Origin of the sequence: Mongoliibacter ruber, from assembly GCF_003003005.1 — a bacterium.
In the GTDB taxonomy this organism is placed as follows: Bacteria; Bacteroidota; Bacteroidia; order Cytophagales; family Cyclobacteriaceae; genus Mongoliibacter; species Mongoliibacter ruber.
Genome location: NZ_PVTR01000012.1, coordinates 124,073 through 141,001, shown reverse-complemented (window position 1 = coordinate 141,001; position 16,929 = coordinate 124,073). Strand labels below are relative to the sequence as shown.

The window sequence follows — 16,929 nt, the reverse complement described above, 5'->3', positions numbered from 1 at the left end:
TTATCTGAATATTGGGGTACTGTACCTTTAGGTACAGGATATAAAAAAAGCCAGGCTAGAGGATTCCGTACCTAAAGGCACGGAGGTTTTTCATATTTCAATGGTTCTACCCACCTCAAGTCCCTAAAGGGACCCGATGAATTATTTTCAAGGCCATTTTCAATATTGAGGTTCGTTAGTTCCCTTAGGGACTTGAGGTTCTATTTTAAAGACAGGTTTCAGTATTAGGTTTGTTCAGTCCCATTAGGGACAAAATATGGGCATAAAAGTCACTTTTCTACCTATATTTTTCGAATTCACGTACCGAATCTTCTTCATTCATTGTTCCATCGAATACGACCATCCCATATTTTAAAGTGTAAGTCTGTCCAGCCTCCATTTTTTTGCCTTCAAACCTGGTTGGAGTGAAATTGATAAAGACATTTCCTTTTCCTCCTTCCGAATCTTCCGGCCATACCCTCACCGGTTCTGGATGGGCCCAATTCCCGGGATGACTCATGATCAATAATCCGCCCTTTCCATGAAGGGATTGAGTCGGGCCTTGTACCAGGAGCCATTCGGTAAGGCTGCCGTCTGCATCCCCCCTTTTCAAACCTGTAGAAGTAGAAATATTACTATTGTCTGAATGCCAGTCTTTTCGTGCCCGAAATCCCAATCCACCTCCATACCTGTACTCCTCAAGCTCAATCTTGACCAGCGCGGTTACTTCACTGCTGTATTCTAGGAGGTACTTGTTTTTGGAAGGTTCCCAAACACGGATAGTCAGCTCTTCAGACATTGCTACCTGATTGTTTTGAACATCCCAATGTTTTTGCAGAACTTTTATTTTTGCAATTCCATCTTTGACTTCATAGGAAATCAAGGAATCAAACTCTACCCTTCCTGTTTTGTCCGCAATATTCCAGAAATCTACGTTTCGGCCATCAATATTCGTTTTGGTCCATGGTCCCCAAATCCCATAATGATGGTAATGGTCTTCTGGCTGAATCCTGGTAAGTGTCTCTCCGGAGAGGGTGTTTAATGGATGAATAAATCCTGATGTAGAAAAAATAGGGTCTACACCTTCAGGAACAGGCTCTTTTTGAGTTTGGTAAAAAACAAGCAATTTACCATCATTTAAGATAGCGATTCCCTTTTCCTGTTTTTCTACAGAAAGCTGTTGTCCGATTCCCCATTGGGTAAGGAAGGATGTCAACAGCATCAAACAAAAGCAAAATTTTCTTATGGTAACCAACATGGATACAATTTAGCAGGAAATCCACCAATGGTATAGAATTATGTGGTGAGATTAGCGAGTTTTTGATATACTGTAAAAAAAAATACAAGCCATGAATCTGACCTTTAAAAAGTTTCTCTTCCTTCTTTCTATAGCTGTTTCATTATCATTTCAGGCCATTTTGGGACAGACAATTTCACTGAGTTCGAGTCAAAAATCAGCTGTTGAATTTCTTGATGCTCAGGCTCAACGTGCTGCACAAATGTTGGTAGAAGTAGGAGGAATCATCAGTCCTTCGGGAAAAGAACAGGAGAGGGCCAATAAGGTAGCTGAATATATGCGTGGTATTGGCTTGTCAGATGTCCATGTTGATAACCTTCCCAATGCTATCGGGACCATTCCGGGAAAGTCTGATAAAGTACTGGTTTTTGTCAGCACATTAGATGATTTGGAAACCGTAGCCATGCATCAAAAGGAATCAGGAAAGGCTCCTTTTATAGAAGGAGAGCGGGTCATAGGGCCTGGAACCAATACCAGTTCGATTACAGTCTCCATGCTTTTGGCTGCGGAAGCGGTTATAAAATCAGGTCAGCAGCCATCACATACCTTGGTATTTGCAGCTGTCGCTCAAGAGGAAACAGGATTAAAAGGTATGCACTCCGTTTATGAAACCTTTAAGGACCAAAGCATAGGCTTTGTAGATATTTTAGGAGACGGGAGAAGTATCAGTTACGGGGCAATGGGGATTCACTGGTATAAAGTGAAGGCTTTTGGCCCTCCAGGGCACTCTTTACGAGGAGGGCTTCCTAATGTCAATCAAGGAATGGCAAAGGCTATTGACAGGATTTTTCAGCTGGATTACAAGGAAGACAGGACAGTAGTAAACATTGCCATGATCGAGAGTGGGAAAGTATTCAACCACAAACCCGAGGAAGGTTGGTTTTCTTTGGACATGAGGAGTTTGAATAACAATACCCTTCAGGAAATGGAGGCAAAAGTTAAACAGATATTGAAAGAAGTGGGGGAGGAGACACAGGTCGAACTTCAATTAGAACCATTCCAGATTACTCCAGGTGGGCAGATTGAAGGAGCCCCGGAGTCACCTTTGGTAAAAAGGGCTGAGGGAATCAGTAAGTATTTGGGCCATGATCCCAACATGTCCAATGCGGGCAGTAGTAATATGAACATAGCCATTGCGGGAGGGAGTCCTGCGATTGGCTTAGGGGGAGAAAGAGGAGGGCAAAGGGGATTTCCAGATGAATGGGCTTCAATACCCAGCATGATAGGTGCAGCCAAACACGTGTATTTACTGGCAAGTTTTGACTGGTAGGTTTTAAATTATCAATTATGTAAATCAATCAATCCAAATCCTGTTAAATCGAACGGGTTTTTCGTCTTTCTCTTTAACCACAAACTTCACTGTGTAATATCCTGGCTCGCTCAATTCTAGTTTTCCCAATGGCAGATCGATAAATTCTTCTGTATAGTAATCCTGATTGGGTTCTACTACCACCTTTCCAGTAGGTTCTAAAGCCATTGATAATTTCTTTTCCCCGATCATAATCTCAGCACGAAGACCTTTTTCATTAGGATTGGCAAATGAAATGCTAAGGTTTTTACTACCGGATTCGGGGAGATAAATTTTCCAACTTAGTTCCTGTTCAGCTTGTAGGTTGATATGTTCGGGCGATACCATTCTATTTGGAGGGTCCAACCTGTTTGTTTCAAGGTTTTTTTCTAAGACATTTTGGGCATGTAAGGCAACACCTCCGAAAGTAGATTCTGCAGCTACTTCTATATCCAAACTGATTGGTTCCTCAAATTCCAATGCTACAACAGACACAAAATGATCAGGTTGTCTATGGGGCAATTGGATATGGGTGATTGGTCCTTCCTGAGTAAAATCCAGTGGTTTTTTCAACTTATCGGCTAATAGATAGATTTTTTGTGGTGTCGAAGTAATTCCTGAAAGCCTTAATTTTTTATCTAGTGGCCAATTGAATACATGTAGGAAGACTTTTTCCTTTTCAGCCACCTTTTTGAATGTTATTTTCCCCCAATCGTGTTGTCTTGGTCTCAATTCCAGACCTCCTGCACCGTAGATTGACGCTCCATTGATGTCGAGCCATTTCCCCATATCAGCCAATCTGGAAATGGATTCATAAGGCAGGCTTCCATCAGCCCTCGGGCCTATGTTGAGCATAAAATTTCCGTTCAAACTAACATTGTTAATAAGGGCTTGGAGCAATTGGTTTGTGGACTTCCAGTCGTTTTCCAAAGCGTTGTAGCCCCAAGAATGCGCAATGGTGCCCGGTGTTTGCCATGGATTTTTTTTGTACACAGCTCCCAGTTGATTGTCACCCAAAGTTTCATAATCAATATCGGCCTCGGTGACAGGTAATCCCAGCCTGGAATTGATCAGACAGTTTGGTTGCAGATTGCGGACCAATTCAATGAACTGTCTCAATTGCTTTTCTTGCACAATGGTTTGCTCATGGCCGATCCACATATCAAACCACAGCAAGGCAACTTCGCCATAATTGCTGAGTAATTCAGTGAGTTGCGGAATCACCTTTTCTTGCCAGTACTGATCAAACTGTGTATCAGTCAGGTCCTTGGTCAATTCTCTATTGTGGTCCCAGCCGTACGGATGCTCCCAATCCACCCAATGGGAATAGTAGAAGCCCAATTTCATGTCATGCTTTTTGCAGGCAGCGGCTAGTTCTGCGAGAATGTCCCGGCTATCTGGGTCATAGTTTTTGAAACTGTAATCCCCTACTTGAGTGTCCCAAAGAGCAAAGCCATCATGGTGTTTGGCTGTGATAGTGATATAGTGCATTCCTGCGTTTTTTGCTTGCAGCACCCATTCTTCAGGATCGATTTCATCCCAGACAAATCGCTTGGCGAGTTCACCATACTCTTCATTGGAAATTCTATTTCGGTATTTGATCCACTCAGCGTAGTTGTTGAAGTGCCTGTGCCTTTCACCTTTCCAAATCCCCTCGGTGCCACTATATAAGCCCCAATGGATAAACATCCCAAACCTGGCTTCGGTCCACCAGTCTGTTCTGTTTTCTTGCGAAAAAGCAATTTGAAAGGTTGAGATTAAAAGCAATATGGCGGTAAGGGATATCTTATGCATGGGTTTTCAATTTTAAACAAAACTAAAAATTGTATGGTGGGAATCACGGTATTATTTTTCCGTTTTGAGGTGATTTTTTGACCGGCCGCATAAATTCAAATTAGTTGGGATAATTTTTAACAATTAAGCATGTATATTCAATTTGAAATGATAATGCATCAAGGATGAAAAAACTCGTGTGGATAATGTTAATTTTTATGACAACTGAGATTATAGCTCAAAACGACACACTAACCCTGATGTCCTACAACATTTATCATGGAGAAAATCCATACAAATCCGGTGAACCAAACATTGAGGAAATCTCTGATCTGATAAAAAGCATCAATCCGGACTTTTTGGCTTTGCAGGAAGTAGACAGCATGACTGTAAGAACAGCCGGTTTTGCAGGAGAAAAGAAAGACCTAACCCATGTTTGGGCTGACAAAACCAATATGCTTGGTCATTTTGCAAAAGCCATAGATTTTAGTGAAGGTGGCTATGGGGAGGCTGTGTTGACCAAACACCCCGCGACTTTTGAGTCCTTTAGCCTTCCTGTTCCAGCTGGTGGAGAGGGTAGGAGTATGGCAATTGCGCATGTGGAATTAGGGAATGGTAGGAAAATAAGTTTTGCAGGCACACATTTATGCCATGAAAGTGAAGTCAACCGAACTGCTCAAGTCCATGCAATTGTAGATTTTTTTAAAGATTATGTCCATCCAGTAGTCATTGCTGGTGACTTCAATTTGGAAGAAGATGAGGAGGGATATACGTTGATGTCTGAGTTTTACCAAGATGCAGCACATGAAGCGGGGAATGTGAAGCCCACATATTCCACTGAAGATCCAAAAATCAGGATTGATTATATCTGGGTTTCTAAAAAGAGTGAAGTAATGATTTTGGAAGTGGATGTACTGGATATAGCTTTTTCAGACCATATGCCATTAATAGCTAAAGTCAAATTCCCGAAGTAGTAGCTTCTAAAAAGCAGATTAAATGATATCAGCGTAAATTCAATATTTAATTCATATTTTAATCACAAACAGTAAAATTGAGACCCATGAAAATAGCCAAATTGAACCTCTTTTTTTTTCTACTTACTTTAAGTCTGTTTTCATGTAATCAAAAATCCACCTCTGAAAATAGCAGTGACCTTTCTGTCGATTGGATTTCACTTTTCAATGGAGAAGATGTGGAGGATTGGGTGATCAAAATTTCCAAACACGAACTCAATGAAAATTACCTCAATACTTTCAGGGTGGAGGAAGGATTACTCAAAGTTAGATATGACGGCTATGAAGATTTTGAACGACAGTATGGGCACATCTTTTACAACAAGCCTTTTTCCCACTACATATTGAAAGTGGAATATAGGTTTGTCGGTGAACAAGCTCCCGGTGGTGAAGGTTGGGCTTACCGCAATTCAGGGGCGATGTTACACTCCCAAGACCCTTATACCATGACCAAAGACCAGGATTTTCCGATCTCAATTGAAGGACAGATGCTAGGAGGCAACGGTATCGATGACAGGCCGACCAGCAACCTTTGCACTCCAGGTACACACGTGGTATTGAATGGTGAACTTTTTGAACCACACTGCATCAATTCCAATTCAAGAACCTATCATGGTGACAGATGGGTGACTGCTGAATTTATGGTGCTTGGTGATAGCATAGTACACCACATCCTTGAGGGAAGATCAGTGATGAGTTACGAAAAACCACAAATCGGTGGAGGCAATGTGAGCAACCATGATCCAAAGGTCAAAAAAGATGGAGAACCACTAGGCTCAGGTTTTATTTCCTTGCAAAGCGAAAGTCACCCTATCGATTTCAAAAATGTTGAATTATTAGATTTGGCACCTTACAAGGGGCAAAAAAGTAAACTTCATGAAGTATTAAAAAAGGCAGGCTACGGAGCCTTTGTGGTCACTGAATAACCTGCCTTTTTTACAGATTTGAATTTATGCCAAGTGCTTTTTGAAGAAAGTAATGGTTCTTTCCCAAGCCAATTTGGCTGCCTCTTCGTCGTATCTTGGTGTGGAGTGGTTATGGAAGCCATGATTTACTTCTGGGTAAAAAAAGGCTTCATAGTCTTTGTTATGTTTCTTTAAGGCTTCCTCATATTCTGGCCAGCCAGCATTTACCCTGGTGTCCAATTCCGCAAAGTGTAATTGAAGAGGAGCTTTGATGTTTGGGACATCTTCGGCCGGAGCCTGACCTCCATAAAATGGAGCAGAAGCACCAAGATCAGGAAGTCTCACGGCCATCATATTAGACACCCAAGCCCCAAAACAAAACCCTACAACGCCTACTTTTCCATTGCAATCGGGGTGGTTTTTCAGCAACTCATAACCTGCAATAAAATCTTCCAAGATTTCATCCCTATTTCTTTTGGCCTGCATTTCCCTTCCTTCATCATCTGTGCCTGGATAACCTCCAAAAGGTGTCAAAGCATCAGGCGCAAAAGCCACAAAACCATCCAAGGCAGCCTGATGTGCTGTATCTTCAATATATGGATTTAGGCCTCGGTTTTCATGTACCACTATAATCCCGGGAGCTTTTCCATTCAACCCTGCTGGTTTGGATAGCAAGCCCCTCATTTTACCGGCTCCCTTTGGAGAGTCATACTCTAAGTACTCGGCGTTTAGTCTTTTATCTTTTGAAAAATCGAATCTTTTGGCTTCTGCATAATTGGGCATCAGGTAACTCATCAAGGCAGAGACCGTAAGGCCACCAACAGCAAATACGCTGAGTTTGCTCATGAAACTGCGCCTGTCGATTACATTGTGACAATATTGATCGTACAGGTCAAAAATCTCCTGCTTGAGGTTCTCTTTTTTGATTGGAGTCATAGGGTATGGTATGATTTGACAATTAAATAATCAATAAACTAATCAAATATTGTCTAAAAAAAGGTGTGAAATCTAAGAGCGGAAAAAATCAGTGATCAGTGAAAATAAAAAAAGCCCTACTGTATAGAGGGCTTTTAAAAATCAGTTTATTGTAAATCAGTTCTCAATAGAGATATTTCCAGAAGTAATGCTTCCTTTGATATCATGGTCTGCACCATTATCCAAAGTCAGCGATCTGCCACCTCGGGAGTTACCCACTGTGATGTTGCCAGAAGTTGCTTTCATGTAGAAATTAAAATCTCTCAAGTCGGATGGTGTTTTGATTTTGAAGTTGCCTGATGAACCATTGATGCTTGTTTCGGGACCCAGTCCTGCATTGTTTGCATTCAGGTTGCCTGAAGTCAATCGCAGTGAACCAAGTTCTCCGATGTTTTCCAGTTTTGCATTGCCGGAAGAAAGACTTACACTCAGCAAGCCTTCAATGTTTTTGGCGTTGATGCCACCACTGCCGGATGTGTATTTTACATTCCCCAAGACATCTTCGATTTTGGCATTTCCTGAACCTACACTCCCCGTAACATCGCCCTGAATGTTGGTAAGTGTAATACTTCCTGACCCTGCTTTGCTTTCCACCTGTCCGATAATGTTTTTGCCGGTAACATTACCGGATCCAACTTGGATTGTGGTAAGCTCAGCTTTGACATTGTCTACCAAAACTGTTCCTGATCCACCTTTCATTTCGAGTTCTATGTCTTTAGGGCCTGAGATTTTGATGTGGCCTTTTGTTCTCATATTCCTCCATCCTGAACCAGAAGTGTTTACTTTGTGAGAAATCTTAAGCACATCACCCAAAGTTACAAATATGATGTCTTGCTCGTGGTTGTTGGATTCCAAAAATGCATCCACAGAAACCTCTGACAGAGAAGGATTTCCTTCATAAGAGATCTCCAGCGCACCCCCGTTGACTTCAATTTTGCTGATTCCCGAATATGATTTGTTTACATCTACCAGGGTTTTGAGTTGAGCCTGAGCTGCAAAAGGGAAGATGATGAAACCTAAAAGTAATAGGCTTAATTGTAATGTTAAATGCTTCTTCATGGCTTAGTGTTTAAAGTATAACTCCGAAACTTATTGTGTTGACCTGTGGGCCGCGATCAGCTTGGAACATTTCGTTCAAATCGTAATTCAGAAAGAGGTCAACATTGGCAACGCCCACTTCCAATCTCGCTCCATACCTGAAATTATTATAGTAAAGGTTGGTCCTCTGGAATTCCTTGACCTTTCTTCCTTGCTCATTGTTGTACACAAACTTTCCTCTTCCTCCCAAACGTGTGCCTACATAAGGGCCAGCACCTATTCTGATTTTCCCGTTGCCAGTAGTAAAGGTTGGGATAAGAGCTAGATTGGCATAGGATGCTGAAATTTTGGATTTGGTGCCTCCACCAAGAGCAAAGTCCTCAAAGACAATTTGGTCTTCACCTCTCAGAGCCTGTAGGTTTCTGTCTTCAAATTTGAAGTTGTACCAACTGACACCTATCATCGTTTTTAAGCGAAAATTATTTCCAGGTCGGTAAGTGTAATCAAAATTGATGGCAGGATTCCAGCTGCCCCAGGCACGTACTTCAGGTGCATCTCCATTCCCTATCCATTGGTTGATCCCCAAGTCAAATTGCATGTCTGTACTATGAGACCTTCTTTTGTTTACATACTTTTCCAATTCTTCATCTTCATAGACCTTGGAGTTGGAATAGATTTCGTAAACCCTTCTGCCTTCTTCGTTTCTAGTAACTTCGACCCTGGTATCGAAAATAGAAAACACTGTTACCGCTTTTTTAGGAGGACTTTCTTTTTCTTGCTCCTCCGTATCAGTTTGAGCAAATCCTCTTAGGGAAATGAAAATGAGGATAAGAGGAAAAATCAGGTGCTTTTTCATGTGAGTAGTTTTAATAGTTGGTTAAAATATAATGCCGAATGCAATTGGGTTGAGTTCATATTGGGAACCTTGTCTGAAAAGGGTATTAAGGTCATATGTGGTAAAGAAATTTACCCTTCCAACTCCGATTTCCCCCCGAACACCATACCTGAAATTGTTGAGGTATGAGCCTATTTGTTCGAAATCCTTCCTTCGTCCTCCTCCATCAAGATCTCTGTATACAAATTTGCTTCTCCCACCAAGTCGGTATCCCACATAAGGGCCAGCGGCAATTCTAAAACCTCTTTTTCCTTGGTCATTCATTTGACCGAAGTCAAGTTTGAACAAACTCATAGCTGTCAGATAAGATGCTGAAATCTTACTTTTAAAGCCATTCACATCATCTCTTTGGATCCATTCAATGTCTCCATCACCACGGACGGCTTGAAAGTCACGGTTTTCAAACTTGAAGTTGTACCATTGCACTCCAAGACCAAGGTCCCAATGAAATCCTTTGCTGATCCTTTGGCTAGCCATCCAATTGAGTCCTACATTCCAGCTTCCCCAGCCTTTGACGGCCTGTGCACTTTGCCCACCGCCCAACATGTTACCTTGCGCATCAAAGTAATTGTTGATGCCTAGATCAAGGTTGAAATATGTCCTGAAAGGTGGGTCTAGTTTGCGGCGGGTTCCAGTTTCAACTTTGACTTTGGTGTCGCTGCCTGATTCATCGACATAGATTTTGATGCCGCCTATGTGAACTTCTGTTTCGGGTCCATCTTCTCTTACCCTTACAATTTCACGGCTTCCTTTTTTACCCTGAACTTCTACGACTACCAATTCTCCGGTTTTCTCATCTACTTCAAGATCCAATTCGCGGATGATCTGGTTGACGTTCATGTTTTTGAGTCTTTCGAAATCCTCTTTGTTATCCACTACAAGAATGATCTTGCCTGACTTGCCAAATTCCACGATGATGGAATCATTCTGCACCAAGTGCATGTCACTGCTGCGGCCAAATGCTATCTGTACCAAGCCCAGCAAACAAAACAATAAAAGGTATTTTTTCATATTTCGATTTTTCAGATTTTGGTTATTTACTTCTTTCTTTTCTAGGACTGTTGTTGGCAAAAAGGTTTTCCTTTGCATCCTGCAGGTCTGCAAAACCTTGACCCAATTTGTTCCAAATGCCTTCGATTTTTTCTACTTTTTCTTCCAATTCACCAATCAAGCCTTGCTTTGGGGCTTCTTCCTTCAATCCCTTGGACTTGATGATCACTTTGTATTCAGGAGCTTCTTCCACCACATCATTGATGGCTACTGCTTCTGTGATTTTCAAGTCTGGCAGTTTGATTTCGGGGAGATCCATTTGCACTACAATGGTTTCTTCTCTCGGTTCAATTGCTTCAGCTACCATTTTTTCCATTACTGGCTCTTGATTGACAATGGCCGGTTTTGGACTCATCTCTTTTTTCCCTGAAGTGGAAGCCTTCTTTCTTGCAGGAATTTTGGTTTCTACATTTTCTTCCTCTTGTGTGGGGGTTGGTGCTATAGATTCTACTTCCTCTTTTTCTTCCGAAGGACTTTCCACCTGTTCCGGTGCGATTTCCGCAACTTGTTGTTGTGTTGATTGCTCATCGCCAGACCACTTCAGCAATACAATTCCTGCCGAAAGCAAGAGCAAGATGGCTGCGGCCAATTTTAGGAAAGGGTAAAAGCCAGCTTTTTCCTTTTTGGGCAATTGGCTTTCGAGCCTTTCCCAAGCGAGAGCGGAAGGTTTTTCCTCATGTGTGGCCAGTTTTTCTTTGAAATACTGGTCAAAGTTTTTTTCTGTATTAGCCATTGATTCTCCTTTCTTTTATTTGTTGATCGGCTATTTTCTGTTTCAATACATTTCTTGCCCGATTGAGTTGGGACTTGGAAGTAGATTCTGTGATGCCAAGTAAGTCTGCGATCTCTGCATGGCTATACCCTTCTATGGCATATAGGTTGAAGACTGTCCTGTATCCAATCGGAAGCTCTTTGATAAGTCCCATCAATTCTGCCGTTTCCAGGTGATTGAGTTCATAGACAGCATCTGTTACCTGAAGAGCACTGTCCATGGTGACTTCCATGTTCAGGTTTTTGTTGTTTCTTAAGGTCAAAAGCGATTGGGTGACGATAATTCTTTTCATCCAGCCTTCTAAGCTTCCTTTTTCCTCAAATTGGGTAAGTTTTTCAAAGATCTTCATAAAGCCCTCTATCATCACATCCTCTGCCAAGTCGCGGTCTTTCACATATCGAAGACAGATGGCAAGAAACTTTCCGGAATATTGCTCATAAAGCTGCTGTTGGGCTTTTCGCTCACCCTTCAGACAGCCCTTGAGCAATTCTTTTTCCGTGGTAAAAGTTTTCTTAAATAACATTTTGGTTGGCTTTCAAATAGGTAGATACAGGTTTTCAAAAATAGGTTGCATTCAATTCTAAAAAAAAGTTAAATATTTTTCTCCAGCCTTTTACAATTGTACAGAAACAGGCTTTTATTGATCAGACTGTGTCCAATGGTTCGGTCTTTGCTTTTTTAAATGTCAAAATAATTTTCATTCAAGATTCCAGCGACCAAATTATTAAAATGAGGTGATGAATCTTTTTTAAACTTAAATTTTAATTTATGGCAATTATAGGAGAGATCATTAAAAAAGCGGTAGAGACTGCCGATAAAATTTTCACCAATTCTGATCATACTGAAGCTCAAAAAGAGGTGTTAAGCGAGCTTTTGAACACAGCTAAGAAGACAGCTTTCGGGAAGTATTATGAATTTGATAAGTTGCTGGAAAACGATGACCCCAGAGAAGCCTTTGCTGAAATGGTTCCTTATTACAGTTATGACCAACTAAGAGAGCGTTGGTGGCAGCGTGTAATAGATGGGGCACCTGACATTACATGGCCGGGTAAAGCTGAATTTTTTGCGGTTTCGAGTGGCACTACGAGTGCTAAAAAGCATATTCCTGTGACTGATGAAATGATTAAAGCTATCAGGAAAGCAGGTTTACAACAAATTAAAGCTTTAGCAGATTTTGATCTTCCCGCTGATTTTTATGAAAAAGAGATATTGATGTTTGGCAGCAGCACTAACCTTGAAGAGGTAAATGGACATTTGGAAGGTGAAATTTCAGGTATTTCTGCGAGTCAAATTCCATTTTGGTTTGAAGGTGTCTACAGACCAGGGAAAGAAATTTCCTCTATACATGACTGGGATGAAAGGGTAGAAGCACTCGCCAAAGAAGCTCCTAATTGGGACATTGGTGGGATTTCAGGAATTCCTTCTTGGATTGAATTGATGATGAAAAAAGTGATTGCGTACCATGGGGTAGAAAGTATTCATGATGTATGGCCTAATTTCCAAGTATATACTTCAGGAGGTGTTGCTTTTGAGCCTTACAGAAAAGCATTTGAGAAAATCACCTCGAAGCCTATTACCGTGATTGATACTTATTTGGCCTCAGAAGGTTATGTTGCTACTCAGATCAGAAAGGACTCGGATTCCATGGCTTTGATAACCGATAATGGTATTTACTTCGAGTTTGTGCCTTTTGAGCCTGATAATATGGATGCGGAGGGTTCTGTCAAACAAGGGGTGAAGGCTTTGACAATTGAGGAAGTAGAAGAAAATGTTGATTATGTATTGGTGATCACTACCGTCTCAGGAGCATGGCGCTATATGATCGGAGATACGATTGCATTCACAGAAAAGGCTAAAGCTGAAATTAAGATCACAGGCCGAACCAAACACTTTTTGAATGTGGTGGGATCCCATCTTTCTGTCATCCAAATGAATAAAGCAATGGGAGAACTTGACGAGGAGTTTGGCTGCGATATCAAGGAATTTACCGTAGCGGCAGTAGAGGAAGATGGAGCATACAAACATGCCTGGTATCTCGGAATGGAGGGAAAAGTAGATTTTGATGAGGAAAAGATTGCCCAAAAATTGGATGAAATTCTACAGGGTAATAACAAAAATTATAGAGTTGCCCGGAGTAAAGCACTGAAAGGTGTAAGGGTAAAAGTAATTCCAGCTTCTTATTTTCAGAAATGGACAGAAGAAACCAAACAAAAAGGTGGTCAGGTAAAAATAGCAAAGGTGATGAAAGAAGAAGATTTCAAAGAGTGGGAAGAATACATCGGTAAATTAAAAGGTTAAGCTTTACCGATATCTTCCATCATCATCATTACCTCTTCCGGTGGTAGATAAAGTCTGTTGATCCTGTCCAAGTACCTAGGATTCATTCCCGCTTGATTCAGGATGAAATCTTTAGTCTGGAGAATATATTCTCCAAGACCATGATTGACAGCATAGGTATCTGCAGCCCTCTCTGCCGAAATTATAAAACCTTTAGAGGTAAGATACCCAATTCCGAAAAGTATCAAAGACCATGTGTTTTTACTTGTATAGTCCATGATATGCCCTAGTTCATGTCCTATCCAACCAAGTAAAACCCCTTCAGGCAGGTCTTCAATAGGTGTTTTTACCCCTTTTAATTTGAAGTACCTGCTTATTTTAATCAGGTAAGTCCTCTTTCCGGAGCCGAACATGGAAACGAATTTGGGCTGGGCTTGCATAACAGACTTTCGGATATTGCTGTTGATCGCAAACTCGATCGTATGGTTTTGAAGCTCTGGGTAAAACGAAATGGCTTTCAGGGCCATTTTTTTGATTTTTTCAGGAACATTCTCTTTAAAAATTACTTTTTCGGAAGTCATCATAAGTCTTTTTAGTGCAAATTTGATGCGAATTATTAGTCAGCCTAAAAAGCAGCTTTGGAGAGATTACTAGTAGTTGTTACGTTTTTATTGGTAAAACATGTAATTAATACTGATTATAGGATGTGATAGTATTGTGATTTAATTTGATTTTAATCACCTCATTGATAGGGTTATAATTAATAGGTTAATTTTTTTCATTTTAATATTTTTTTATAAATCCAATAATGTTCTACTGCTCGTAAGTCAATACATAACTAAATCCAACTAAACATGAAAAAATTCTTTAATTCCTTTAGGGCACCTGTCCTTTCGACGATGTTGGTTGCAGCTTTAGCTTTTGCCTGCAACGATGATGAAAACCCGACAATTCCTCCCGTAGATGAGGAACCGACCCCGGGTATGGCTCCTGATGTCAATTTTACTGCCTTGGCTGATGACAACAGGATTATGATGTTCAACGCTAGAGACTTAGATTCTCCAATGAATATCAAATCCATCACTGGACTGGCAGATGGTGAAATGATTGTAAGTATTGACTACCGCCCGGCCACAGGGCAACTTTACGCACTTGGAAGTAGTAGTAGGCTATATTTTATCAATGAAAATTCCGGGGAAGCCACAGCTTTGGGAGAGGGCTCGTTTTCTCCCGCCATCAACGGTGATAATGCATCCTTGGACTTCAATCCAACAGTAGACAGGATTCGTCTTGTCACTGCTTCTGGTCAAAATCTAAGGTTACACCCAGAGTTGGGCACAGTGGTAGCAGAAGATGGGAACATCAGTGGTGGAGAAAATCCAATGATAGGGGCGGTTGCTTATACCAATTCTGTGGCAGGAGCCACTTCAACAGCCTTGTATGATATTGATTTTTCTGCAAACAAATTGTTTATCCAAGACCCGCCAAATGACGGAGGATTGCAAGAAGTAGGAGATTTGGGTGTAGACTTTTTGGGGCAAGGAAACTTTGACATCAGCCCTGACAACAGTGCCGTTCTGGCAGTTGCATTGAATGATGGTGAATCACGATTGTTTACAATAAACTTGGAATCAGGTGCTGCAGAATGGGTAGGAGAGTTCAATACACCGATCTTAGGAATAGCATTCAAGACTAATCCTGTGGCCTTTGCAGCAACAGCGGATAACAAATTGGAAAGGTTCAACCCCATGAGCCCAAGCTCTAACCCGGTAGACATTACAGGATTGAATGAAGGTGAAATGGTCGTAGGGCTTGATTTTAGACCGGCAAATGGTGCACTTTATGCCATCACCAACCAAAGTAGAATCATGACTGTAAATACAGCAAACGGTTCGGTCAGTCCTGTAGGGGAGGGATTGACGCCGATGTTGGAGGGAGAAAGTTTTGGCTTTGACTTCAACCCAACTGTAGATAGAATCAGGCTGGTAAGCAATACAGGTCAAAACCTCAGGTTGCATCCTGATTTGGGAACTGTCGTGGCTGTGGATGGAGATCTAAATCCAGGGATGCCATTTGTAAACGGAGCTGCATACACCAATAATGTAGCGACAGCAAGCAGTACTGTGCTATATGTGTTGGATAGTGACAACAATATGCTTTACAAGCAAGATCCGCCAAATGATGGTGGTTTGGTAGAAATAGGCTCTTTGGGGATTGAATTTACAGCTGAAAATGGCTTTGACATTGGCGGCGATTCTGATATGGCATTTGCCTTATTGACCGTGGATGGTATGACTGGGGTGTACAGTATCAATATCACTACTGCAGAGGTAACAAAAATTTCAGATTTCAACGTTTCTGCCGTAGCTATGGCAGTAGGTCTTGGATTTTAAAAATTAAATGTTGCTTAAAAACCTAAGCCGCCTGCAATTGGGCGGCTTTTTTTGATTTTTCATAGTTGAAATTCAATTCTAGCCTGATTGGTTTTACATTCCATTATTTTGGTTTTAACTTGAAGGTCCATCAAAGAATACATTATGAAATTTTATATTTTTCTGGGTTTTATCCTTTGCATTGGTTTTGAGTTAAAAGCTCAGGAGGACTTCAGAGTCAAAGCCAATGATGCTATTGAGCAGTTAATTTCGAATTATAATACAGCTCGCGAGAATAAAGATGAACCTTTGCTCCGCTCCTTATTTTTGATAGACGTGGATCAATTGGTGTCTTCCGGCGAGTGGAGAAAGGGGATTGAAGATGCTGTAGAAGGAATGAAAAAAAGCTCCTCCAATAACCCTGGAACCAGAAAGCTAAGTATCGAGAATATCAGGTACCTGAATCAACAAAATGCTATTGTAGACACGAAATATGACATTATAGGTGAAAATGGAGTTGAACGAAATATGTGGAGTACTTTCGTAGTAGTCATGACCACTGAAGGTTGGAAGATAGCAGCTATCCGTAATATGCTTCCATCTCAATAAAACTTCATCAAACCTATTATCTCTCCTGCAAATGATTGAATTTATCAGAACACAAGCCAGCGCCCCTGACTTTGTAGCCTTGGTTGAAGAATTGGATAAGGAATTAGCCATCATGGATGGGGATGACCATGATTTTTACCATCAGTTCAACCATCTTGACAATATTCATCATGTGGTTGTGGCTTACCTGTTTGGGGCTCCTGTGGGTTGCGGTGCCATCAAAAAATACGATGAAGATAAAATGGAAATCAAGCGAATGTTTGTCCGTCCCGATCATAGAGGGAATGGATGTGCAGGATTTATATTGAAGGAACTGGAATTATGGGCTAAGGAATTGAATTACAGCTATTGTATTTTGGAGACAGGTGTAAATCAAGCTGCAGCCATTCAGCTCTACAGGAAATCAGGCTATCAACAGACTGAAAATTATGGACAATATCAAGAAGTGGAGAACAGCCTTTGCTTTCAAAAGTTAATAAAAACTTAACTTTTATTTTTTTTAACGATTTTATAAATTGCTATGATTCAAAATGTTATAGTCATGGTTAATTCAAGATTACAAGCTATTCCTACGCGAAAACTAATAAAATCCAGAAAGATACTTTTGGCAATTATGTTCATTCCAGCTTTGTTAATCTTAATTTATGGTTATTTCATCTTATTCTCGGAGCTGCAAAATCAATTGT

16 protein-coding genes are annotated in these 16,929 nt (G+C 40.9%); 7 read left to right on the top strand and 9 right to left on the bottom strand.

Features of this window, described 5'->3' with window-relative positions; all coding sequences use genetic code 11:
- Positions 1–277: 277 nt before the first annotated feature.
- Positions 278–1,201, bottom strand: coding sequence for a DUF6807 domain-containing protein (locus tag CLW00_RS17885; protein ID WP_170073247.1), 924 nt, complete (start codon positions 1,199–1,201; stop codon positions 278–280).
- 127 nt (positions 1,202–1,328) lie between these two features.
- Between CLW00_RS17885 and CLW00_RS17880 the strand changes: the two genes are divergently transcribed.
- A complete protein-coding gene (locus tag CLW00_RS17880; RefSeq protein ID WP_106135070.1) occupies positions 1,329–2,546 on the top strand; it encodes a M20 family metallopeptidase in 1,218 nt (405 codons plus the stop codon).
- Positions 2,547–2,570: 24 nt separating this feature from the next.
- Here the strand turns inward: CLW00_RS17880 and CLW00_RS17875 are convergent, their stop codons facing one another.
- On the bottom strand, positions 2,571–4,358 hold the full coding sequence (locus CLW00_RS17875) for an alpha-L-fucosidase (RefSeq protein ID WP_106135069.1): 1,788 nt from the start codon (positions 4,356–4,358) through the stop codon (positions 2,571–2,573).
- A 197-nt stretch (positions 4,359–4,555) separates the two neighbouring features.
- Here CLW00_RS17875 and CLW00_RS17870 point away from each other — a divergent pair, with 197 nt between their 5' ends.
- Both CLW00_RS17870 and CLW00_RS17865 read left to right on the top strand, forming a co-directional pair.
- The gene (locus CLW00_RS17870) at positions 4,556–5,311 is read left to right on the top strand and encodes an endonuclease/exonuclease/phosphatase family protein (protein WP_245917363.1); all 756 of its coding nucleotides are present in this window, start codon (positions 4,556–4,558) and stop codon (positions 5,309–5,311) included.
- A gap of 86 nt (positions 5,312–5,397) precedes the next feature.
- The gene (locus CLW00_RS17865; RefSeq protein ID WP_106135067.1) at positions 5,398–6,276 is read left to right on the top strand and encodes a 3-keto-disaccharide hydrolase; all 879 of its coding nucleotides are present in this window, start codon (positions 5,398–5,400) and stop codon (positions 6,274–6,276) included.
- A gap of 24 nt (positions 6,277–6,300) precedes the next feature.
- Here CLW00_RS17865 and CLW00_RS17860 read toward each other — a convergent pair whose 3' ends face one another.
- The 6 genes from CLW00_RS17860 to CLW00_RS17835 all read right to left on the bottom strand — a co-directional run bounded on the left by CLW00_RS17860 (position 6,301) and on the right by CLW00_RS17835 (position 11,508).
- Positions 6,301–7,191 carry a dienelactone hydrolase family protein gene (locus tag CLW00_RS17860; RefSeq protein WP_106135066.1) on the bottom strand — a complete coding sequence of 297 codons (891 nt, stop codon included), beginning with the start codon at positions 7,189–7,191 and terminating at the stop codon, positions 6,301–6,303.
- Positions 7,192–7,347: 156 nt separating this feature from the next.
- Complete coding sequence (locus tag CLW00_RS17855) at positions 7,348–8,289, bottom strand: DUF4097 family beta strand repeat-containing protein (RefSeq protein ID WP_106135065.1); 942 nt, start codon at positions 8,287–8,289, stop codon at positions 7,348–7,350.
- Between the two features lie 10 nt (positions 8,290–8,299).
- Positions 8,300–9,124, bottom strand: a complete 825-nt coding sequence (locus CLW00_RS17850; RefSeq protein WP_106135064.1) for a hypothetical protein — start codon at positions 9,122–9,124, stop codon at positions 8,300–8,302.
- A 21-nt stretch (positions 9,125–9,145) separates the two neighbouring features.
- Positions 9,146–10,174 (bottom strand): porin family protein, encoded by a 1,029-nt coding sequence (locus CLW00_RS17845; RefSeq protein ID WP_106135079.1) that lies wholly within the window; start codon positions 10,172–10,174, stop codon positions 9,146–9,148.
- A 22-nt stretch (positions 10,175–10,196) separates the two neighbouring features.
- Positions 10,197–10,946: a hypothetical protein gene (locus tag CLW00_RS17840; protein ID WP_106135063.1), complete on the bottom strand. Its 750-nt coding sequence runs from the start codon at positions 10,944–10,946 to the stop codon at positions 10,197–10,199.
- Positions 10,939–11,508 carry an RNA polymerase sigma factor gene (locus CLW00_RS17835; RefSeq protein ID WP_106135062.1) on the bottom strand — a complete coding sequence of 190 codons (570 nt, stop codon included), beginning with the start codon at positions 11,506–11,508 and terminating at the stop codon, positions 10,939–10,941. The genes CLW00_RS17840 and CLW00_RS17835 overlap by 8 nt, the downstream gene beginning before the upstream one ends.
- Positions 11,509–11,753: 245 nt before the next feature.
- Between CLW00_RS17835 and CLW00_RS17830 the strand changes: the two genes are divergently transcribed.
- Positions 11,754–13,283 (top strand): GH3 family acyl-acid amido synthetase, encoded by a 1,530-nt coding sequence (locus tag CLW00_RS17830; RefSeq protein WP_106135061.1) that lies wholly within the window; start codon positions 11,754–11,756, stop codon positions 13,281–13,283.
- Here the strand turns inward: CLW00_RS17830 and CLW00_RS17825 are convergent.
- Positions 13,280–13,846, bottom strand: coding sequence for a hypothetical protein (locus CLW00_RS17825; protein ID WP_106135060.1), 567 nt, complete (start codon positions 13,844–13,846; stop codon positions 13,280–13,282). The two genes, CLW00_RS17830 and CLW00_RS17825, sit on opposite strands and share 4 nt — an antisense overlap.
- Positions 13,847–14,116: 270 nt before the next feature.
- On the opposite strand from CLW00_RS17825, the gene CLW00_RS17820 reads away from it, so the two are divergent.
- The 3 genes from CLW00_RS17820 (at position 14,117) to CLW00_RS17810 (ending at position 16,730) form a co-directional block, all read left to right on the top strand.
- Positions 14,117–15,655 carry a DUF4394 domain-containing protein gene (locus tag CLW00_RS17820; protein ID WP_245917361.1) on the top strand — a complete coding sequence of 513 codons (1,539 nt, stop codon included), beginning with the start codon at positions 14,117–14,119 and terminating at the stop codon, positions 15,653–15,655.
- A 144-nt stretch (positions 15,656–15,799) separates the two neighbouring features.
- Positions 15,800–16,243 (top strand): SgcJ/EcaC family oxidoreductase, encoded by a 444-nt coding sequence (locus CLW00_RS17815; RefSeq protein WP_146131452.1) that lies wholly within the window; start codon positions 15,800–15,802, stop codon positions 16,241–16,243.
- A 31-nt stretch (positions 16,244–16,274) separates the two neighbouring features.
- The gene (locus CLW00_RS17810) at positions 16,275–16,730 is read left to right on the top strand and encodes a GNAT family N-acetyltransferase (protein WP_106135058.1); all 456 of its coding nucleotides are present in this window, start codon (positions 16,275–16,277) and stop codon (positions 16,728–16,730) included.
- The last annotated feature ends 199 nt before the right edge of the window (positions 16,731–16,929 follow it).

Bases quoted from the DNA above. Each gene is read 5' to 3' on its own strand.
- CLW00_RS17885 (WP_170073247.1), bottom strand. From the start codon at position 1,201: ATGCTGTTGACATCCTTCCTTACCCAATGGGGAATCGGACAACAGCTT.
- CLW00_RS17880 (WP_106135070.1), top strand. From the start codon at position 1,329: ATGAATCTGACCTTTAAAAAGTTTCTCTTCCTTCTTTCTATAGCTGTT.
- CLW00_RS17875 (WP_106135069.1), bottom strand. From the start codon at position 4,358: ATGCATAAGATATCCCTTACCGCCATATTGCTTTTAATCTCAACCTTT.
- CLW00_RS17870 (WP_245917363.1), top strand. From the start codon at position 4,556: ATGACAACTGAGATTATAGCTCAAAACGACACACTAACCCTGATGTCC.
- CLW00_RS17865 (WP_106135067.1), top strand. From the start codon at position 5,398: ATGAAAATAGCCAAATTGAACCTCTTTTTTTTTCTACTTACTTTAAGT.
- CLW00_RS17860 (WP_106135066.1), bottom strand. From the start codon at position 7,191: ATGACTCCAATCAAAAAAGAGAACCTCAAGCAGGAGATTTTTGACCTG.
- CLW00_RS17855 (WP_106135065.1), bottom strand. From the start codon at position 8,289: ATGAAGAAGCATTTAACATTACAATTAAGCCTATTACTTTTAGGTTTC.
- CLW00_RS17850 (WP_106135064.1), bottom strand. From the start codon at position 9,124: ATGAAAAAGCACCTGATTTTTCCTCTTATCCTCATTTTCATTTCCCTA.
- CLW00_RS17845 (WP_106135079.1), bottom strand. From the start codon at position 10,174: ATGAAAAAATACCTTTTATTGTTTTGTTTGCTGGGCTTGGTACAGATA.
- CLW00_RS17840 (WP_106135063.1), bottom strand. From the start codon at position 10,946: ATGGCTAATACAGAAAAAAACTTTGACCAGTATTTCAAAGAAAAACTG.
- CLW00_RS17835 (WP_106135062.1), bottom strand. From the start codon at position 11,508: ATGTTATTTAAGAAAACTTTTACCACGGAAAAAGAATTGCTCAAGGGC.
- CLW00_RS17830 (WP_106135061.1), top strand. From the start codon at position 11,754: ATGGCAATTATAGGAGAGATCATTAAAAAAGCGGTAGAGACTGCCGAT.
- CLW00_RS17825 (WP_106135060.1), bottom strand. From the start codon at position 13,846: ATGATGACTTCCGAAAAAGTAATTTTTAAAGAGAATGTTCCTGAAAAA.
- CLW00_RS17820 (WP_245917361.1), top strand. From the start codon at position 14,117: ATGAAAAAATTCTTTAATTCCTTTAGGGCACCTGTCCTTTCGACGATG.
- CLW00_RS17815 (WP_146131452.1), top strand. From the start codon at position 15,800: ATGAAATTTTATATTTTTCTGGGTTTTATCCTTTGCATTGGTTTTGAG.
- CLW00_RS17810 (WP_106135058.1), top strand. From the start codon at position 16,275: ATGATTGAATTTATCAGAACACAAGCCAGCGCCCCTGACTTTGTAGCC.